This is a genomic window from Mesorhizobium sp. M1088 (assembly GCF_040318575.1).
Classification (GTDB): Bacteria; Pseudomonadota; Alphaproteobacteria; order Rhizobiales; family Rhizobiaceae; genus Mesorhizobium.
Map to the genome: position 1 here is coordinate 95,912 of NZ_JAMYMO010000013.1, position 15,970 is coordinate 111,881.

General features: G+C 62.1%; 16 protein-coding genes. 5 read left to right on the forward strand and 11 right to left on the reverse strand.

What is annotated here, in order from left to right; translation table 11 throughout:
* Positions 1–197 precede the first annotated feature (197 nt).
* From NKH49_RS17960 to NKH49_RS17985, 6 genes are all read right to left on the reverse strand, one after another.
* The gene (locus NKH49_RS17960; protein WP_352927057.1) at positions 198–1,505 is read right to left on the reverse strand and encodes a type II toxin-antitoxin system HipA family toxin; all 1,308 of its coding nucleotides are present in this window, start codon (positions 1,503–1,505) and stop codon (positions 198–200) included.
* Positions 1,505–1,888: a helix-turn-helix domain-containing protein gene (locus tag NKH49_RS17965; protein WP_502899609.1), complete on the reverse strand. Its 384-nt coding sequence runs from the start codon at positions 1,886–1,888 to the stop codon at positions 1,505–1,507. The genes NKH49_RS17960 and NKH49_RS17965 overlap by 1 nt, the downstream gene beginning before the upstream one ends.
* Before the next feature lie 135 nt (positions 1,889–2,023).
* Positions 2,024–3,202, reverse strand: coding sequence for a hypothetical protein (locus NKH49_RS17970; protein WP_352470935.1), 1,179 nt, complete (start codon positions 3,200–3,202; stop codon positions 2,024–2,026).
* Positions 3,203–3,257: 55 nt separating this feature from the next.
* Positions 3,258–4,265 (reverse strand): succinylglutamate desuccinylase/aspartoacylase family protein, encoded by a 1,008-nt coding sequence (locus NKH49_RS17975; protein ID WP_352927060.1) that lies wholly within the window; start codon positions 4,263–4,265, stop codon positions 3,258–3,260.
* Between the two features lie 9 nt (positions 4,266–4,274).
* Entirely contained in the window at positions 4,275–4,619 is a 345-nt protein-coding gene (locus NKH49_RS17980; protein ID WP_352470933.1) for a RidA family protein, read from the reverse strand.
* Between the two features lie 49 nt (positions 4,620–4,668).
* A complete protein-coding gene (locus tag NKH49_RS17985; RefSeq protein ID WP_352503469.1) occupies positions 4,669–5,988 on the reverse strand; it encodes a type III PLP-dependent enzyme domain-containing protein in 1,320 nt (439 codons plus the stop codon).
* Positions 5,989–6,065: 77 nt separating this feature from the next.
* Here NKH49_RS17985 and NKH49_RS17990 point away from each other — a divergent pair, with 77 nt between their 5' ends.
* Entirely contained in the window at positions 6,066–7,007 is a 942-nt protein-coding gene (locus NKH49_RS17990) for an amidohydrolase family protein (protein ID WP_352470931.1), read from the forward strand.
* Here NKH49_RS17990 and NKH49_RS17995 read toward each other — a convergent pair.
* The 4 genes from NKH49_RS17995 to NKH49_RS18010 are packed head-to-tail and all read right to left on the reverse strand — an operon-like array spanning position 6,981 to position 11,490.
* A complete protein-coding gene (locus tag NKH49_RS17995) occupies positions 6,981–7,952 on the reverse strand; it encodes an ABC transporter permease (RefSeq protein ID WP_352470930.1) in 972 nt (323 codons plus the stop codon). The genes NKH49_RS17990 and NKH49_RS17995 overlap by 27 nt on opposite strands.
* The gene (locus NKH49_RS18000) at positions 7,949–8,914 is read right to left on the reverse strand and encodes an ABC transporter permease (protein WP_352503472.1); all 966 of its coding nucleotides are present in this window, start codon (positions 8,912–8,914) and stop codon (positions 7,949–7,951) included. The genes NKH49_RS17995 and NKH49_RS18000 overlap by 4 nt, the downstream gene beginning before the upstream one ends.
* Positions 8,911–10,419: a sugar ABC transporter ATP-binding protein gene (locus NKH49_RS18005; protein ID WP_352614870.1), complete on the reverse strand. Its 1,509-nt coding sequence runs from the start codon at positions 10,417–10,419 to the stop codon at positions 8,911–8,913. Before NKH49_RS18005 ends, NKH49_RS18000 begins: the two co-directional genes overlap by 4 nt.
* Before the next feature lie 18 nt (positions 10,420–10,437).
* A complete protein-coding gene (locus NKH49_RS18010) occupies positions 10,438–11,490 on the reverse strand; it encodes a substrate-binding domain-containing protein (protein ID WP_352927063.1) in 1,053 nt (350 codons plus the stop codon).
* A gap of 239 nt (positions 11,491–11,729) precedes the next feature.
* Here NKH49_RS18010 and NKH49_RS18015 point away from each other — a divergent pair, with 239 nt between their 5' ends.
* Together NKH49_RS18015 and NKH49_RS18020 are read left to right on the forward strand one after the other, a co-directional pair.
* On the forward strand, positions 11,730–12,533 hold the full coding sequence (locus NKH49_RS18015) for an IclR family transcriptional regulator (RefSeq protein ID WP_352927066.1): 804 nt from the start codon (positions 11,730–11,732) through the stop codon (positions 12,531–12,533).
* Between the two features lie 81 nt (positions 12,534–12,614).
* Positions 12,615–13,016: a glutathione S-transferase family protein gene (locus tag NKH49_RS18020; RefSeq protein WP_352927069.1), complete on the forward strand. Its 402-nt coding sequence runs from the start codon at positions 12,615–12,617 to the stop codon at positions 13,014–13,016.
* A gap of 177 nt (positions 13,017–13,193) precedes the next feature.
* On the opposite strand, the gene NKH49_RS18025 is transcribed toward NKH49_RS18020, so the two are convergent.
* Positions 13,194–14,534, reverse strand: a complete 1,341-nt coding sequence (locus tag NKH49_RS18025; protein ID WP_352927072.1) for a Do family serine endopeptidase — start codon at positions 14,532–14,534, stop codon at positions 13,194–13,196.
* A 301-nt stretch (positions 14,535–14,835) separates the two neighbouring features.
* Here NKH49_RS18025 and NKH49_RS18030 point away from each other — a divergent pair, with 301 nt between their 5' ends.
* Together NKH49_RS18030 and NKH49_RS18035 are read left to right on the forward strand one after the other, a co-directional pair.
* Positions 14,836–15,198, forward strand: coding sequence for a hypothetical protein (locus tag NKH49_RS18030; protein WP_352832968.1), 363 nt, complete (start codon positions 14,836–14,838; stop codon positions 15,196–15,198).
* Between the two features lie 250 nt (positions 15,199–15,448).
* Positions 15,449–15,919, forward strand: a complete 471-nt coding sequence (locus tag NKH49_RS18035; RefSeq protein WP_352706446.1) for an Hsp20 family protein — start codon at positions 15,449–15,451, stop codon at positions 15,917–15,919.
* Positions 15,920–15,970: the final 51 nt, after the last annotated feature.

Genomic DNA, 15,970 nt, shown 5'->3' on the forward strand with positions numbered 1-15,970 from the left:
TCCTTGCTTTCCGGTTTTTTTGACGTGGTCAAACCTTGGCCCATCCTATCGCGCATGAGAAGGTAAGGGGTGGGTTCGGCATCATCTGGACGACGCAGCGGCGGCCGTGGCCGCCTGGATGCTGCTGCTGCTGAAGAAGACCATTTGAGCGTTGTTGCAATGGCGACATCAGTCTCGTTGCGTCTCTACTTTCAGCATCACGCCTCTTCCAGTCTGCGTACACGAGCCCTGACCCCATTGCCGATGGCATCAGCGACTTCCGCAGGAAAATCCTTTGGGAGCGATGCAGAAACCAGTTCGACCGCCGCTAGCGCCTGTTGGCGCAGCTCATCAAAGATCGCCTTGACGGGTTTCGGACCGATCCCTGCTTTGGCGGCGGTCTGGATAAAATGGCGTGGCATGACGCTGTCGACGAGGTAGTGGCGTGTGTCGCCAATAGCCATCGCCAGTTTCATTTTGTTGCGCTTGATCTGTCCCGCATCAAGGCTGGGCTGCGCTGAAATCACATCATAGAGCGGCGTTATGCGGAACCGGCCGCCGGGGGAAAGAAAGACGCTAAAATTCTTGGCGTGCCCATCTGTAGCGCCGAGAAGCCAAAAGGCAACCACGGCCTTTAAAACCGCAGCCTGGTCTACCTCCGGTTGGTCGCTTCCCTTCATCAAATTGAGGATAGCCGGAACGCCAGGCCCGCCGTCGGATTCGTATTTCAGTGACGGCGGCACAGAAAGGGCCTGGCAGCAGTCTTCCTGGGGCAAACGCAGGAGACGATTGTCACTGGTCCATCGGCGATCGAACCGCTCGACCGCGAGCACGCGATTGCCTTCGAACTCCTCGATTGCGACGACGGCGCTCGGGAGCCCTAGGGCGGTTGTCAGCTTGAGGCAGAAAAATTCGTTCTCGACGCTGAAGGAAAGATCGATGCCATTTGGCAACCGTCCAATCTGTGGTTTGAGGATGTGCGTCGTGGCAGTCGTCGCCAGCGGCTTGTACCAACGTCCTTTCCAGAACAAGAGCGCAGTCTTTTCCTGAGCGCCAGCGATCGAGATCCGGAAGTCCTCGTCCTCACCAAGCCCAAGGGGAGCCGATGCCAGATCGAGGAGAAGACGAGCAATCTCGGTATCGTCAACGGGTTTGCCGTTGACAATACCGGCGGGGCCTGGCTCGACACCATCCGGCAGGAATTGCAATGCGCCGACACAATCGCGCCCGACAGCGGCAAGCAGGTCGTAAGCGTCTATTCCTTGAGCATGAACACGCTCCGCCATACGGCGGCGAATGGGGACGTTGTCGGGCAGGAGATTGTCGAAGACGGCGATGGCGGGCGCACCGATATAACGATCTTCACGCAGAGGCAGTGATAGCGAGACGGGCAGCGCGTGCTCCCAAGCAAGCCAGGACGGATCGTACTGAAAATCGATCGCGCCGCTGGATTGTCTATTCAGCCGCCCGACGAGACGGCTGTTCAAGAAGACATTTAGCGGGATGTGCTGCCGCGGACGAGCCATCAGAAGATGTCCTCGATCTCAGCCGGCTTTGCCTTGGTACGAGGGCGGACGACGAATTCGAGGTCGAGCGCTGCGAGAATATCGCAAAGCGTTCCGAGCTGGGTCCCAGGCGCGCCACTCTCGACGGCCGAGATGGTCGCCTGACGCAGCATCGTTTGGTCCCCGACATTGGTCTGGTTGAGGCGGAGCTTGCGACGCTGCCGGCGGACGGCATCTCCAATCTGCTTGGGTGTTCGGGCGATTTGGTCCACAGCATACCTCTCTAGCCATGGTATTATACGCTCGCGCAGATAAATTTCAATATACGCTTTTCCGTATCGAATTTTGTATACTTTGAAGCGTATAAGCAGCAATATGGTCGGCGTATGATCTTCGATCCGCATGGACCGTCACCGCCATGCTTTCAGCTTGTCCGGCCGCCGCCGGCCAATGTGACCGAAGCGAATAGCCGGCATGCTCATAAAGCTCCAAGGCAAAGTGAGGTCAGTCCTAGCAGACTGCGGCAACGGATCGGTTTTTCAAACGGATCTTGCGGCACTCACCCAATCGAGGCGTGCGGCAGGGACAAGGCCATAATTGTAAAAATTGATGCCGTCGACATCCGGCGCCATCGCAGCTTTGACCTTGGCGGTGAGGATGTCGGGGCCGGCCATTTCCGGATAGAACAGCCGGTAGCCGGCGCCGAGGAACTTTTTCACGCCAAGGGCTGCGCGTCCGGCCGCCATCAGGCTGGCGACATCGCCGGGCTGCATGTCGTAGGCACACAGGATTGCCCCGTCACAGACCTTGCCGAGCGCCGCGAGATCGCAGCCGCCAAGCCAACCGTCTTTCAAATCGATGATGACAACGCGGGTCGCCGGATTGGCCACCTCGCGCAGTTCGGCGACCAGGCTGGTCACCGGTTCGAACCGCCACAGCAGGTAGCCATGGAGTTCCGGCCATGGCAAAAAAGTGTCGAGGCCGCTCCCCGGAAAGTCTGGAAAGCGCCGTTCGGGCACGGCGCGCTCGCAGGTCTCGACGATCCATTGCCCGACGAGCTTGCGCGCTACTTCGCCGTCGACGCCGGCCTCGGCCGCGCGCGCAAGGCAGGACGGGCAGAAACATATCGACAACAGAAAATCGTCTTCCGGCATCAGCCCGACACCGTCTTTCTCATGATGGTATTCGTGGGCGAAGCCCATGAATGACGGGCTTTCAAGCTCGATCCGGTCCGGCCTGTAGCTGTGCGAGATATCGGCGATCAGCGCGCGGACATAAGCGCGCGCTTCCGGATGTGATGGGCAGAGATTGTAGTAGTTGGCATCGCCGAAGGCGTTGCGGGTTACGGCCTGCGGATGAAGCATGCCGAGCCGGGTGTTGTGCAAGCAGACCGTCCAACACGAAACGCCCAGCCCGCCCACCTCGCGCCGGCGGACAAGGTCGCCAAGCACATCGCCGCCTTCCATGATCACCTTCGCCACCTTGGGCTGGATGGCTAGGTCGGCCCAGTGTGCCGCATCTGGCTTGAAATAGATGGTTCCGTCTTCCGGAAAATAGGCTTTCCGGCGCGGGCTGCGCGGCTGCAGAAACCGGCCAGCGTGATACGAAGTCGCCAGACTGATCATGTTGAGCCCGGCACGCTCGACAAGATCGCGCTCGACCATCTCCAAGCCCAGATCCTGGACATCCCAAGGATAGGTCCACATCGACAGTTGCATCCGGTTATCCTCAGTCTTGATCCTGATATGGGCGTATGGTCGGGAGGGCTTCTTATCAGTCGACCGGCTCGGCGACCTGCATGAGGCAGTCTCCCGCCTCGCACATCGTGTGCAGCCGGCGCGAAAGCACAATGCCGCTTTCGAGGAAGTGCAGGGCTTGCTCGGCGAGGTCGAGTCGTTCGAGGTCGTGGTACCAGCCCGCCAGTTGGCCTGAAGTCACGCTGTCGCCAAGCCTGACTGCCGGCTCGAACCAACCACGGCTTGTGGCATAAAGGCCCTGACTGTGCCGAGACAACGAAAGAAGCCGCGTCGGCGCCGAAGGTCCGGTTGCCGGTGCAAGAACCGGCGCCTCAACCACTCCCAAGGCGGCCATCAGGGCGTCGAGTGCGCGGGCGGTAATCTCCATCGTATCGACCGTGACAGTGCCACCGCCGCCGAACTCTCCGCTGACGCCGAGGGCGCCGGCCCGGCGCGCCGCACCCATGGAGGTCGGTGAGGCCTGGCCGTTGTCGGCCACGAACCCATAGGGCATGCTGAGCGTCCGCATTAGCTCCACACCGCGCCGGTGCCGGTCGGGATCGGTATTGTGCTCGACAAGCGCGGTCGGCAGATGCTCCATCGAGGTGCCGCCAGAATGAATGTCGAAGATGACGTCGTGGCGGGGAAACAGTTCCATCTCCAGGAAATTGGCAAGCCGGCTTGTTGGCGTGCCTGACGGGTCGCCCGGAAAGGCGCGGTTGAGATTGCCGCCGTCGAGTGGCGAGCAGCGCTTTGCGGCGATCACCGCCGGCACGTTCGCCATCGGCAGGATGGTGACGCGACCCTTGATCTGCTTGGGATCGAGCCGGCGCACCAGCTTTGCCAACGACAGCTCGCCTTCATATTCGTCGCCGTGATTGCCGGCCATCAGAAGCACCGACGGGCCTTCGCCGTTGCGGACAAGGCAGATCGGGACCTTGACCTGGAAATAGGGCGAACGGTCGATCGAAAACGGAATGCTGAGATGGCCGAGTGTCTTGCCGTCCCGGTCGAAGTCGAGCGTATGGCTGAGGCCGGTGTGCATGGCGGCGGCTCAGATAGCTGCGATCGCAGTGACCTCTATGCGGAGATCGGGATCGGCGAGACGCGCCTCGACACAGGCGCGCGCCGGCAGGCGCGCAGGATCCACCCAGGCATCGTAGATGCTGTTCATGGCATCGAAGTCGGCGATCTGCGGCAGGAAGATGTTGATCGCCACTAGCCTCGACTTGCTGCTGCCGGCCTCAACAAGGAGCGCCTCGACCTTGGAGAGCACGTCGCTCGTCTGACCCTCGATGCCGGCCTTGCGGTCGTCTGCCACCTGGCCTGCGATGTGCACGAGGCCGCCATAGACGACCGCCTGAGACATGCGGGAGCCGGACTGGAAGTACTTGATCATATCAGATCCTTTCGAGGTTCTCTTTTTTGGAAGTGGCCGCGATATCTGCTCAGCCGAAATAGGTAGGAAAGGCGTGGCGGACATACCCGGCCGCGTCGGCGCCGAAGATCACGCGATAGCGATCGAGGCAGGTGCAGGGGTGCGAGATGCCGAATTCAACGACGTCACCAACGGCAATATCGTCGCCCGACGCAATTGTCAGGAAGGCGTGCTGGTCGTTGAGCTTGAAGACCTCGGCACGCGCTTTCGGCAGCTGCTTGCCGGCACGGAAGATGGTCACGACCTTCGGAAAGCCCTGGTCGAACGACACGTCGCGCATGCCCATACCGCAGATAGCAAGGCCGGGCTCCGGCCGCGACAGTACCTCGGCCCAAAGACGTAAAGCCGGATGGAAGGAATTTCGTGCGGAAGCACCGACGCCGCCGATCGCAAAACCGTCGCGGGCATCGAGTGCGCCGAGCGACCTGTCGTAGACGCCATGGTCGTGAAAGAAGATGGCGCCGCTGCGCAGCACCAACGTGGCATTGCCGTCCCTGGAGACGAGGGGCGAAAGCGCTGCGACCACCTTGTCGAAGTACACCGAGCCGCCGGCGGTGGCGATCAGCGGGGTGTCGCCGCCGACGCGGGCGCGGAGCCGCAGAAACATATCGGCTGTCATTGCCAACAGCGCGGATATCGCCTCATCGGTACGGCCAGGATCGGCTTGCGCCGCGGCACCTTCGTAGGCTGCGACGCCGGCGATCAGCAGCCGCCCTCCGGCAGCTACAACCGCGTCGGCGATCGCCTCGGCTTCGCCGGTGGTCCGGGCGCCTGCCCTCCCCGCACCAAGTTCGACGAGCACGCGCAATGGCGGCAGCGTCGCATTGGCGCGCCAAGCTTCAGCAAGCGCATTCACGGCGTCGAAAGAGTCGGCAAAAACGTAGAACTCGGCGCTTGGCCAGGCGCCGACAAGGACAGCAAGTCGGTTCGCACCACCTGGTCCGCCGACCTCGTTGGCGATGATCAGCCGAGAGAGCCCGGATCTGAGCATCACTGTGGCCTGCCTTATGTCGGCGACGGTCGTGCCCCATGCTCCGGCCTCGACCAGGGACCGGGCAAGGTCCGGCGCCATCGGGGTCTTGGCATGCGGGGCTATCACGGCGCCCTGTTCTCGCGCATACCCCAAGAACAGGTCACGATTGGCGATGAAGGCCTCCTCGTCGAGGGTCAACACCGGCAACGACATACGTCCATGCGCTGGATGCCAGCGCTCAGATGCGACAAAGCTGCTGTCCAGGCCGAGGGTGCCAGGCGGAACGCCGCGGATACGATCGTCGAGCAGGAAATTTTCACGGGTCGCGAGCGACAGTACGGGTGAGTTTTCGGTCATCCGATGCTAGTCCTTTCGCTTTCGCAGGATGAAGTCCGGATCGATTTCCGATGCCGGCCACACCATGAGAGAGATGCGTGCCAAAGCGTTACTGCGGACCGATCATCGATGCCCACCATCACCTGTGGGATCTCGGCCTCGGCCGCCATCCCTGGCTCGCGCCCACGGCTGGCGAACGCGGCGGTCTGGGCGAGCTTGGCCCCTTGCGGCGAAACTACCTTCCTGAAGATTATTTGCGCGACGCCGGCCAGCACAGTGTCGTCGCCACCGTCCATATTGAAGCCGGTTGGGCCGGGGATGACTGCGTGGGTGAAACGCGGTGGCTTGAAACCCTCGACAAGTCGCGCGGCGTGGCCGCCCGTTACGTCGTTCACGTACCTCTGGCGAACCGCCAAGCGCCGGCGCTGGTCCAGGCGCAGGCGGCATTCGACCGTGTCGTCGGCGTACGCGACATACTGAGCTGGGATCCTGATCCCGCCCGTCGTTTTGCCGCCCGCGACGGCATCATGGACGATCCGGCCTGGCGTGCCGGCCTGTCCCTGCTTGGGCGCCGCCGGCTGGTTTTCGACCTGATGGTGTTTCCGCGCCAGCTCACCGGCGCGGCGCGCCTCGCAGCGGCCTTTCCAGACCAGCTCTTTGTTCTCAACCATTGCGGCAGCCCGATCGATCGCGATGCGGACGGAATGCGGGTGTGGCGCGAGGGGCTGCGGCTTTTGTCGGAGCGCGAGAATGTCGCCATCAAGATATCGGATCTGGTCGCCTACGATCATGATTGGACGCTCGACAGCCTAAGGTCGGTTGTCATGCATTGCATCGACTGTTTCGGTACGCGGCGCGCGATGTTCGGCAGCGACTTTCCGGTCGCCGGCCTGCATGCATCGTTCGATGCGGTGTATGACAGCTTCAAGGCCATTGCAGGAGAGTTTTCCGCGGACGAGCAGACGGCACTGTTCTACGGCAATGCACGGCGCATTTATCGGCTGGACGATATGTCATCGGCGGGCCTGCTCTCTGCCTGAGAGAAGCAGCAGCCCCAGGATCAGCGACCCGAACAGGATACTGCGCCAGCCAGGCGATGCGTTGACCACGGTGATCAGCGCCGTGATCGTAACCAGCAGGATGGCGCCGGGGATGGTGCCGGCATACGTGCCGAGCCCGCCGAGGATCGAGGTGCCGCCAAGCACCACGGCGGCAATCGAGGCGAGCAGATAAGGATCGCCGATACCCACATAGCCTTGTCCGTTCATGCCGAGGACCAACACACCGGCAAGTCCCGCACAGAAGCCGCTGATGCCGTAGACCGCCAGCGTGGTCGAGGCGACGGGAACCCCGGACAGCGCCGCGGCGAGCGGATTGGCGCCCATCGCGAATATCCGGGCGCCAAGGGATGTCGCATGCATCGTGGTCAGAACGATCACTGAAATGACCACCCACAAAAGCACGCCTGCCGGAATACCGACCGGCCGCGCATTGCCGAGCCAGCGGACCAGCGGGTTCTCGGCGGTCACGGCACTGCCGCCGGCGATGATGATCAGCAGACCTTGCAGGAATGTCGCCATCGCCAGCGTCATGATCATTGGATGAACGCGCAACAGCGCCACGCCCAGCCCGTTCACCAGACCGATTGCGCTCGTCAACGTGAGAACTGCAAGAACGGCGGTGAGCCCTGTCGGATCCGCCTGCCATGAAAGCAGCGGCAGGCTGACAGCGCTAACCGTGACGATCGCCGCGACGGAAAGGTCGATTCCGCCGGCAATCACCACGAAAGTTTGGCCCGCCGCGACCAGGCCGACCACCGCGCCCAATTCAACCAAATAGCGCAAATGCCCATAAGCGCCGAAGCCAGGTGAAGCGAAGCTCGCCGCGATCCATACCGCCGCAACTATAGCGATCGTAAGGAAGGGCCGGCTGCGCAAAATCGTCACGGCGCGCCTGCCGCTCACACTGACTTTCCGTGCTGTCATTGCTGCACCTTGCGGAATTGCGGGATGGCGACCGCCCCGATGATGATGAGGCCCTGGGCGACATATTGGGCGACCGGCGTGAAGCCGAGGAAGAACATGACACTGATCATCAGGCTGAGCAGCAGGCTGCCCGCAAGAGCGCCGCGCATGGTACCTTGGCCGCCAAGGAAACCGATGCCGCCGAGCACTGCGGCGGCTATGGAATTCAGCGTGAACGCCGTGCCGATGACTGGATCGCCCGAACCCGTTTGCGCGGCGATGAACAGGCCGGCGCCTGTGCAAAGCAGGCCGCTAATCGCGTAGGCGGCGATCCGGGCACCGTCGACCGGCACGCTGGAGCGGTAGGCGCCGACGGGATTTTCGCCTGCAGCATAGATGCTCAAACCAAGCGGCGTGGCGAGATAGAGTTTCCACAAAACCACGATGAGTACCAGCAGCACGAATGCCGCCGGCGTGTTGCCGGCAAGCAGGTCCGACAGCCACTCGGGTATGGCGCCCCCCGGCCTCGGCAGGATGAGCAGGGCAGCGCCGCCGATAATGAAGGAGCCAGCCAGCGTCACCACGATCGCCGGCAACCGAAGTTTCACGACGATGAACCCGATCGCGGCACCGATGCCGAGACCGGTCAGCGCCACCGCAGCGGCACCGCCGGCTACGCCCAGCGGTCCAGTCATCGTCGTCGCAGCGATCACTGCGCCCAGGCTGACCATGGCGCCGATGGCCAGGCTTATGCCGCCGGTGAGCATGAGGATCGCCTGGGCCATGGCGACCAGCGCCAGCGGAAACCAGCTCTGGGTGAATTTGGCGAAACCGGACGCTGTCAAGAGGCCGGGAAACAGGAAACCGTAAGCAATGACGAACGCCAGGACCACAGCGAACAGGCTGCGCACGCCGACATTGCGGCGCAGCTGAACCGGCCAGTAGAGCGCGCCGGCTTGGCTTGAGGATGCGACCGCGCTCATGCCGCAACTTTCTGCTGTTCGGCGCCCATTGCGGCGGAAACGATGGCTTCCTCGCTCAGTGCCTCGCGCTCGAGCATGGCCACGATGCGGCCTTCGCGGACCACGCCGACGCGGTCGCAAAGGTGCACCAGTTCGGGTGTGTCGGAACTGAGCAGCACGATCGCCTTGCCGGCGGCGGCGAGTTTGCGAAGCATCATGTAGATCTCACGCTTGGTCTCGACATCAACGCCGCGCGTCGGGTCGTTGAGGAGAAGCACAAGCGGCTCGTGTGGCATCCATTTCGCCAGCGCGACCTTCTGCTGGTTGCCACCTGAGAGTGCCTGTGCCGGGCGGTCGAGGTCGCCCTTGATGGCAAGCTGGGCGGCGAGACCCCTTGCCATATCGCGCTCGGCACGCCGACTGCGCAGCTTCAGCGCCGGCAGCCTTGCGAAGGCGGGCAGCATCATATTGGTGATGATGGGATGGATCAGGTGCAGGCCTTCGCGCTTGCGGTCAGCCGGGACATAAGCGAGGCCGAGCGCATTGGCGTTCGGCACGCCGCCGGGCAAGCCCGAAACACCGTTTACGGTCGCGGATACCGTCCTGGCGGGGATCGCGCCGTAGAGGCCAAGCAGCAGATCTTCCTGCCCCTGCCCGACCAGGCCGCCAATGCCAAGCACCTCGCCCGTCCTGATGTCGAGATCGACGTCGCGCATCAGGCCGGCCGAAAATTTACGAACCGAGATGGCGTCGGCCGGCGATGGCGAAGGCCGCCATCGTGGAAAGAGATCGCCGGGGTCGCGTCCTACCATCAGCCGTACCAGCCCGGCGGCATCGGTTCCTTCCAGCGAGCAGTCCGCCGTGCAGGTCCCGTCCTTGAGCACGGTGACATGCTTGCACAGCGCCATCACCTCGTTCAGTCGGTGTGAGATGTAGAGAATAGCGATGCCCTCGCCCCGAAGCCTCTCCAGCAGGTCGGTGAGGATTTTTGTCTCAGTTGCCGATAGCGATGAGGTGGGTTCGTCGAGAATGAGCACGCGCGGCCGGCGGTAAAGCGCCTTGGCGATCTCCACCATCTGCCGGCGGCCGAGGGACAGGTGCCCCACCGGCGCAGACAGCGGTTCGTAAAGCCCGACAAGATCGCATGCGGCCCTGGCCCGGACGGCAAGCTCGTTGTAGTCGATCAAGCCGAACCGCTTGGGATAGGCACCCAGCCCGATGTTTTCGGCAATGGACAAGCTGGTCGTCAGGCTGAGTTCCTGCTGGACAACGGCGATCCCGGCCTGTCGCGCATTAGCGGGGGTCATGCGCGAGACCGGGCGCCCATCGACCTCGATCGCCCCGCCGTCCGGGCGCAAGGCGCCGGACAAAAGGTTGATCAGTGTCGACTTACCTGCGCCGTTCTCGCCCAGCAGTGCATGCACGCGGCCGGGCTGGAGAGCGATTGAAACGTTGCGCAGAACGGGGTTGCCGAAAAAGGACTTCGACACCCCCTGCGCGGCGAGAAGCGGAGCCGTGGTTGTCAATGCTACAACCCTTCAGGCTTATTTTTGGGCCAGCAGCTTCTTGAATAGATCCTCATCGTACGGCGAATAGATGTAACCGTCAGCCGGGAAATCCTTCGCCCGGGCGAGGTATTCGTCGATGTTGGAATTGTCGATCACCGGCAACGGGATCTTGACGAAAGCCGGCACATCCTCGCCCTCCAGTGCCTGGACGGCGGTGTAGGTGGCGAAGGCGCCGAGCCAGTTCGGCTGCATCGTCGCCCAGCTCTTCAGGCCCTTTTCCTTCCACAGTTCGAGAAACTGGCGCGCATTCTCGCCGGTGATCGGCACCTGGTCGCGGCCCTGCTTGTCGAGCGCGAGCACGGCGCCCGCCGACAACGCGCCGCCCAGCGACAGGATGCCGTCGATTTCGGGGTTGGCGAAAAGCAGGCTGGTGACGGCCTCCTGGGCGGGCGCGACATTGTAGGGCGTGTTCGTCTCGGCAAGCACCTTCACATCGGGATGGGCCTTAAGCTCGGCATCGGCGCCTTTGCGCCGGTCGTCGCTGACCGAAACGCCGGCTGGGCCATTGAGGATGAGGATCTTGCCCTTGCGGCCGATGGCGTCGATCAGGAACTTGGCCGCCTGATCGCCCCACTGTGAGGAATCGGTGTTGACCTTGGCGGTCACCTGGTCGGTATCGACGAGGCTGTCGAAGTTGATGATGGCGATGCCCTTGGCGCAGGCGTCCGCCAGCACGCGCGCCGGCGCGGTCGACGAACCAGCGATCAAGATGATGGCATCGACATCGGAATCGATCATCGACTGGATCTGCTGAATCTGGACGTTGGCGTCGCCCTGGGCATCGGTCACGACGAGTTTGTCGACCAAGCCTTGCTTCTTCAAAGTCTCGACTTCGGCTTCGATCGTGCCCTGTGTCTGCTTCATCCAGGTCGGCACTGAATAGATATTGGCCCAGCCGATCGTATATGGCGCTTTGCGATCGCCCTTGATGCATTTAGCGGCGGCGTTGGCCTGCGAACCGGCGCCGAGGCTGAGGAGAAGGCAGAGGCAAAGGGCACTGGCGGACGCGAAAAACGATGATTTCGTCATGATTGTTCCCTTCTGAAGTTATGCCTGGACGTGCGGGATCGGGACGAGAGAACCCGCCGGTTGCCGCATCGGAAACCGCCCGTTTTTCTCGTCAGAACTTTCTGCGCCTGGCTCGTTATTGTCCGATATTTCAGACAATAGGCCTGTATATCGGACAAACGGGATGCTAGACTGAGCCTTGACATCTTTCAAGCGTCTTGAGACGAGGGCCGAATGATTTTTGCGCGGGTGCGGCCTACATGAGCGATGGCGTCACTGGTCTAATTGAAACGGAAACCGGCGCCGAGCCGCGCAATGGCGAACGGCGTCGCGGGATCGACCGCGTCATCATGCTACTCGAGGCCCTTCTGCGGCACCGCGCGCCGATGCGCGTCGGCGACATCGCCAAGATGATCGGCGCGCCGCGTTCAACCACTTATGAAATCGTCAACAGCCTGCTGGAAGCCGAAATGCTCGAAAATGTCGGGACGGAAGGCTACGTCTATTTCGGAAAGGCGATGCATCTGTTCGGCTGGGCCTACTCACATCATAATGCCCATTACCGGCGCATCATCGAAACCCTGGACAGACTTGGCGCGGAGACGGGCGAGACCGTCCAACTGTGCGGCCTGCGCGGGACCAAATATGTCGTCCTTGATTGCCGGGACTCGCCTGGCCCGTTCCGGATTTCAAGCGATGTAGGCGTCGAGGTGCCGATACCGTGGACGGCGTCCGGTAGGCTGCTGCTCGGCCATATGAGCGAGCAGGAAATACGGGACTTCATTCCGCCTGGCGACTACACGCTTCCCGACGGCCGCGTCATTGCGCCAGCCGAGTTCTTCGACGATGTCGCTCTGGCGCGCCAGCAAGGTTTCAGCGAGACCGCCGCTCTGGCCGACCGCTTCACCTGGTGCATGGCCGCGCCGATCCGCGACGGCAACGGAGCCATCAACAAGACGCTTTGTTTCGTGTTGCCCGTCGACACGCCAGAAGCGCGGCGCAGCGAATTGCTTGCCCTGTTATGCGAGCGCGCCAGTGGGTTGTCGCTCGCGGGAAGCTACTAAAAAATCGGCGCGCGAAGGTCCGGGGTAGGCTCCGTTCGTTCAGCCGCAGCAGCGAAGCCCGAAACTGGTACTCCGGTGAGTATGGCAAAGGCGGCAGCGCGCTCCTGCTACCAGATCATCGCATATTCGATCGGAAAAATCGGCAGTCGGCTTCGGCCTGGTTCAGACCTGCCCACGGAGTGTCGCCGACCATGCCTGAGAACAGCACCGAACGCGCTGATCGAGAAGAGAAAGCGAAGTGAAGTCCAGTATCGAGAGCCCTCCGTCGGCGATCACTCCTATGACTTTGTGGAAAGCGAGGTCGAATTCGACCCGCCGCTCCATGTCGGCGACATCGCGCTCGCCACTTGTCCAAGCTGGCTGGAATTCCGCGGACTGCCCGACTTCCTGCAGCGAAGGCCACGACTGGAACAATGGTATAGATCCTTCGTGGAACGCCCTTCAATGCGTGCCACGCCCTACGGCGGCGACACGCGAGATTGACATCGATCGCCAGGCTTTCGAGTTCCAGCATGTGTCCCTCATCAGCAAGCATTCTCGCGGTCATTTGCTGGGCGGCCTCGATGATAGAGCGCGAAACCGCGACCTTGCCAGGACAGCCTTGAGGGCGGCACATCAAAGGTCATTTCTTCGTCTGTGCGCGTCGCCTGACGCAGCACGTCAGGAGGCAGCCACTGCAACGAAAAGCGATTGTCCTTGCCTTTCGATGCGGAACAGGATGGGCTTTTTCTGCTGACGGGATTTCGTCCACTCTTGCTGGATATCCGACGGCTGCGTCACGTTGCGGGTGTTGGCCGAGACGATGACGTCGCCAGGCCGAAGGCCGTTCTCGGCGGCGGGGCTGTTCGGCGCCACTTCCTGGATAAACACGCCGGTGGTACCCGGCTGCAGACCCAGTTGCTGGCGCGCTTCGTCCGGAATGGGGCTGAGCGACAGCCCGAGGCGTTGGTCCGCCGCTTCCGGACTCGGAACGGCACCGGTCTGTACCTCCTCGTCCTTGCGTTGACCGACGGTCAGTTCCACCTCCTGCTGAGAGCCGCCGCGGTTCCTTGTCAGCGTGGCTTTCGACCCTGGCTTTTCGTTCGCTGCCGCCAGCGTCAGGTCATGGACGCCCTGAATGTCCTTGTCGTTGAACCGGGTGATCACATCCCCCGATTGCAAGCCGGCCTTCTCCGCCGGACTGCCGGGCTCGACCGAGGCGACCAGCGCTCCCTTGGTGCTCGATATGCCAAGCGCCTGGGCAAGCGACGGCGTCACCTCCTGGAGACGCACTCCGATGAAGCCGCGCTCGATCCGGCCGGTGCGGATCAGCTGATCGGCGACGCTCCGTGCGGTTCGGGACGGCACGGCGAAACCGATGCCTATGCTGCCGCCCGACGGCGAGACGATGGCCGTGTTGACCCCGATCACTTCGCCTCGCGCGTTAAACAGGGGGCCGCCGGAATTGCCTCTGTTGATCGAGGCGTCTGTCTGGAGGAAATCGTCGTAAGGGCCGGCCTGGATGTCGCGCGAGCGGGCGGAAAGCACGCCGACGGTCACCGTTCCCCCGAGCCCGAAGGGACTGCCAATCGCGATCGTCCAGGCACCCGGCTGCATTGCGTCAGAGTCACCCCAGGCGGTGGTCGTCATGCTGGGGCGTGGATCGACCTTCAGCACCGCGATGTCGGTTGCTGGATCGCGGCCCACCAGTCGCGCGGGCGACGTCTCCTTATCGGAGAATACGACGTGGATTTCGGTGGAGTCGGCCACGACATGATTGTTGGTGACGATGTAGCCCTCGGGGCTGACCACGAAGCCGGAGCCAAGAGCTTCTCGCACCTGCGGCTGGACTGGCCCGCGGCCATCGAAGGGATTGAGAAAATCGTCGAGCATCGTTTGGTCCTGGATGATCTGCCTCGTCGTGATAGCGACCACGGCCGGCAGCTTCTGACGCACGATTGCGCTGAAGTCGTTCGGGATTTCCTGTGCTGAAACCGGAGCAAAGCCGCCAGCCGAGAGCATCAAGATTCCTGCGAAGAGGCCCCTGCACAGTCGCTTCCTGGAAATGTAAGACATGATTGGTTCTCCTGCCCGACCGCCCTGGCGCTGCTGCGTGAGTTGTGCCAGACGCAAGAACTGACACTCACGCCGATTGTTTCACCGGTTCGAAAAAATGTTGATGGTGGGCTGAACCGCGAGAAATGTGGCGTTGCGGGGCCATTGAAATTTGGTCGAAACTCTCCAAAATTTCAGCTGGTAGAAATCGCGAGAGCCACCAAAGATGACATCAACAGAGGAGACTATTCAAAGCGGAGGACCATCGATGGAAGGAGCCATTTCGACGAGTTTTCCCCCAATCGGGCCCGAGGGGCCTGATGTTTTTCTTGACCGGTTGCTCCATCCAGCACGGCATTTCGAGCGACCTCAGGACGTGCTGGCTGACGTGACGCTGGACGTCCAGGAGAAGCGTGCAATCCTTTCGTCCTGGGCATCGGACGCCTGTGCAGTGGAATCGGTGCCGGCGCTGCGCATGCCGCCGGGAGCAACCGAACCGGTCAGCTTCGATGCCATCATGGACGCGTTGCGCCAATTGGATCAATTGGAGAAGCTTCCCGGCGCCGGTCACGGTCGTGAGATCGAAAGTATTGCGGTCACCGGTTTTACAGCATCCGTCGATCGACTTTGAGTGGAGCGCAGCCACGCTCTTCATCCGAGGCATCCGCCCGCCGGCCAGGATTGGCCGGCGGGCGGGATAGACGTGTTCTTAGCGACCAGTCGTCTGGCTGAAAATTTTCCTATAGCCCCCCTTGAACACGTAAAGCACTGTTATAAATAATTAATCGCCGGTCGCCAGATGGGGCCGGCGCAGGTCCAGGAGGCGTCAAGGCTCTCTTGGCGTCTCCTTGTATCCATGTTGCTCAAAGGAGGATGTGGCTATGAGGACAAACCTCGATTTTACCCCCCTGTTCCGGTCCAGCATCGGCTTCGACCGAATTTTCAACATGCTGGAGAATGCGAGCCGTATCACTGCGATAGACAATTGGCCGCCCTATGACATCGCCAAGACTGGTGAGGACGCCTATCGCATCACCATGGCGGTCGCCGGCTTCTCGCGGGATCAGCTGACCATCACTCATCAGCCTAACCTGTTGGTTGTGAGCGGGTCGCAATCTGGCGACGATGACGGCCAGTATCTCTATCGCGGCATAGCCGGGCCCGCCTTCGAGCGTCGGTTCGAACTGGCCGACCATGTGAAGGTCGTTGGCGCCAGCCTGGACAATGGGCTGCTGAACATCGATCTCAAGCGCGAGCTTCCCGAAGAGATGAAGCCGCGCCGGATCGCCATCGCCGGCAGCACGGCAAAGGCAGCACCGCGGCAGATCGAGGCCGAAAAGAACGCAGCCTGAAGTCAGCGTGAACCAGAAGCGACAGGCACCGGCAATCGTCCGGTGCCGCGC

Excerpts from the sequence above, each read along its gene's own strand:
- NKH49_RS17960 (WP_352927057.1), bottom strand. The coding sequence starts at position 1,505 with ATGGCTCGTCCGCGGCAGCACATCCCGCTAAATGTCTTCTTGAACAGC.
- NKH49_RS17965 (WP_502899609.1), bottom strand. The coding sequence starts at position 1,888 with ATGCGGATCGAAGATCATACGCCGACCATATTGCTGCTTATACGCTTC.
- NKH49_RS17970 (WP_352470935.1), bottom strand. The coding sequence starts at position 3,202 with ATGCAACTGTCGATGTGGACCTATCCTTGGGATGTCCAGGATCTGGGC.
- NKH49_RS17975 (WP_352927060.1), bottom strand. The coding sequence starts at position 4,265 with ATGCACACCGGCCTCAGCCATACGCTCGACTTCGACCGGGACGGCAAG.
- NKH49_RS17980 (WP_352470933.1), bottom strand. The coding sequence starts at position 4,619 with ATGATCAAGTACTTCCAGTCCGGCTCCCGCATGTCTCAGGCGGTCGTC.
- NKH49_RS17985 (WP_352503469.1), bottom strand. The coding sequence starts at position 5,988 with ATGACCGAAAACTCACCCGTACTGTCGCTCGCGACCCGTGAAAATTTC.
- NKH49_RS17995 (WP_352470930.1), bottom strand. The coding sequence starts at position 7,952 with ATGACAGCACGGAAAGTCAGTGTGAGCGGCAGGCGCGCCGTGACGATT.
- NKH49_RS18000 (WP_352503472.1), bottom strand. The coding sequence starts at position 8,914 with ATGAGCGCGGTCGCATCCTCAAGCCAAGCCGGCGCGCTCTACTGGCCG.
- NKH49_RS18010 (WP_352927063.1), bottom strand. The coding sequence starts at position 11,490 with ATGACGAAATCATCGTTTTTCGCGTCCGCCAGTGCCCTTTGCCTCTGC.
- NKH49_RS18015 (WP_352927066.1), top strand. The coding sequence starts at position 11,730 with ATGAGCGATGGCGTCACTGGTCTAATTGAAACGGAAACCGGCGCCGAG.
- NKH49_RS18020 (WP_352927069.1), top strand. The coding sequence starts at position 12,615 with ATGGCAAAGGCGGCAGCGCGCTCCTGCTACCAGATCATCGCATATTCG.
- NKH49_RS18025 (WP_352927072.1), bottom strand. The coding sequence starts at position 14,534 with ATGCTCTCGGCTGGCGGCTTTGCTCCGGTTTCAGCACAGGAAATCCCG.
- NKH49_RS18030 (WP_352832968.1), top strand. The coding sequence starts at position 14,836 with ATGGAAGGAGCCATTTCGACGAGTTTTCCCCCAATCGGGCCCGAGGGG.
- NKH49_RS18035 (WP_352706446.1), top strand. The coding sequence starts at position 15,449 with ATGAGGACAAACCTCGATTTTACCCCCCTGTTCCGGTCCAGCATCGGC.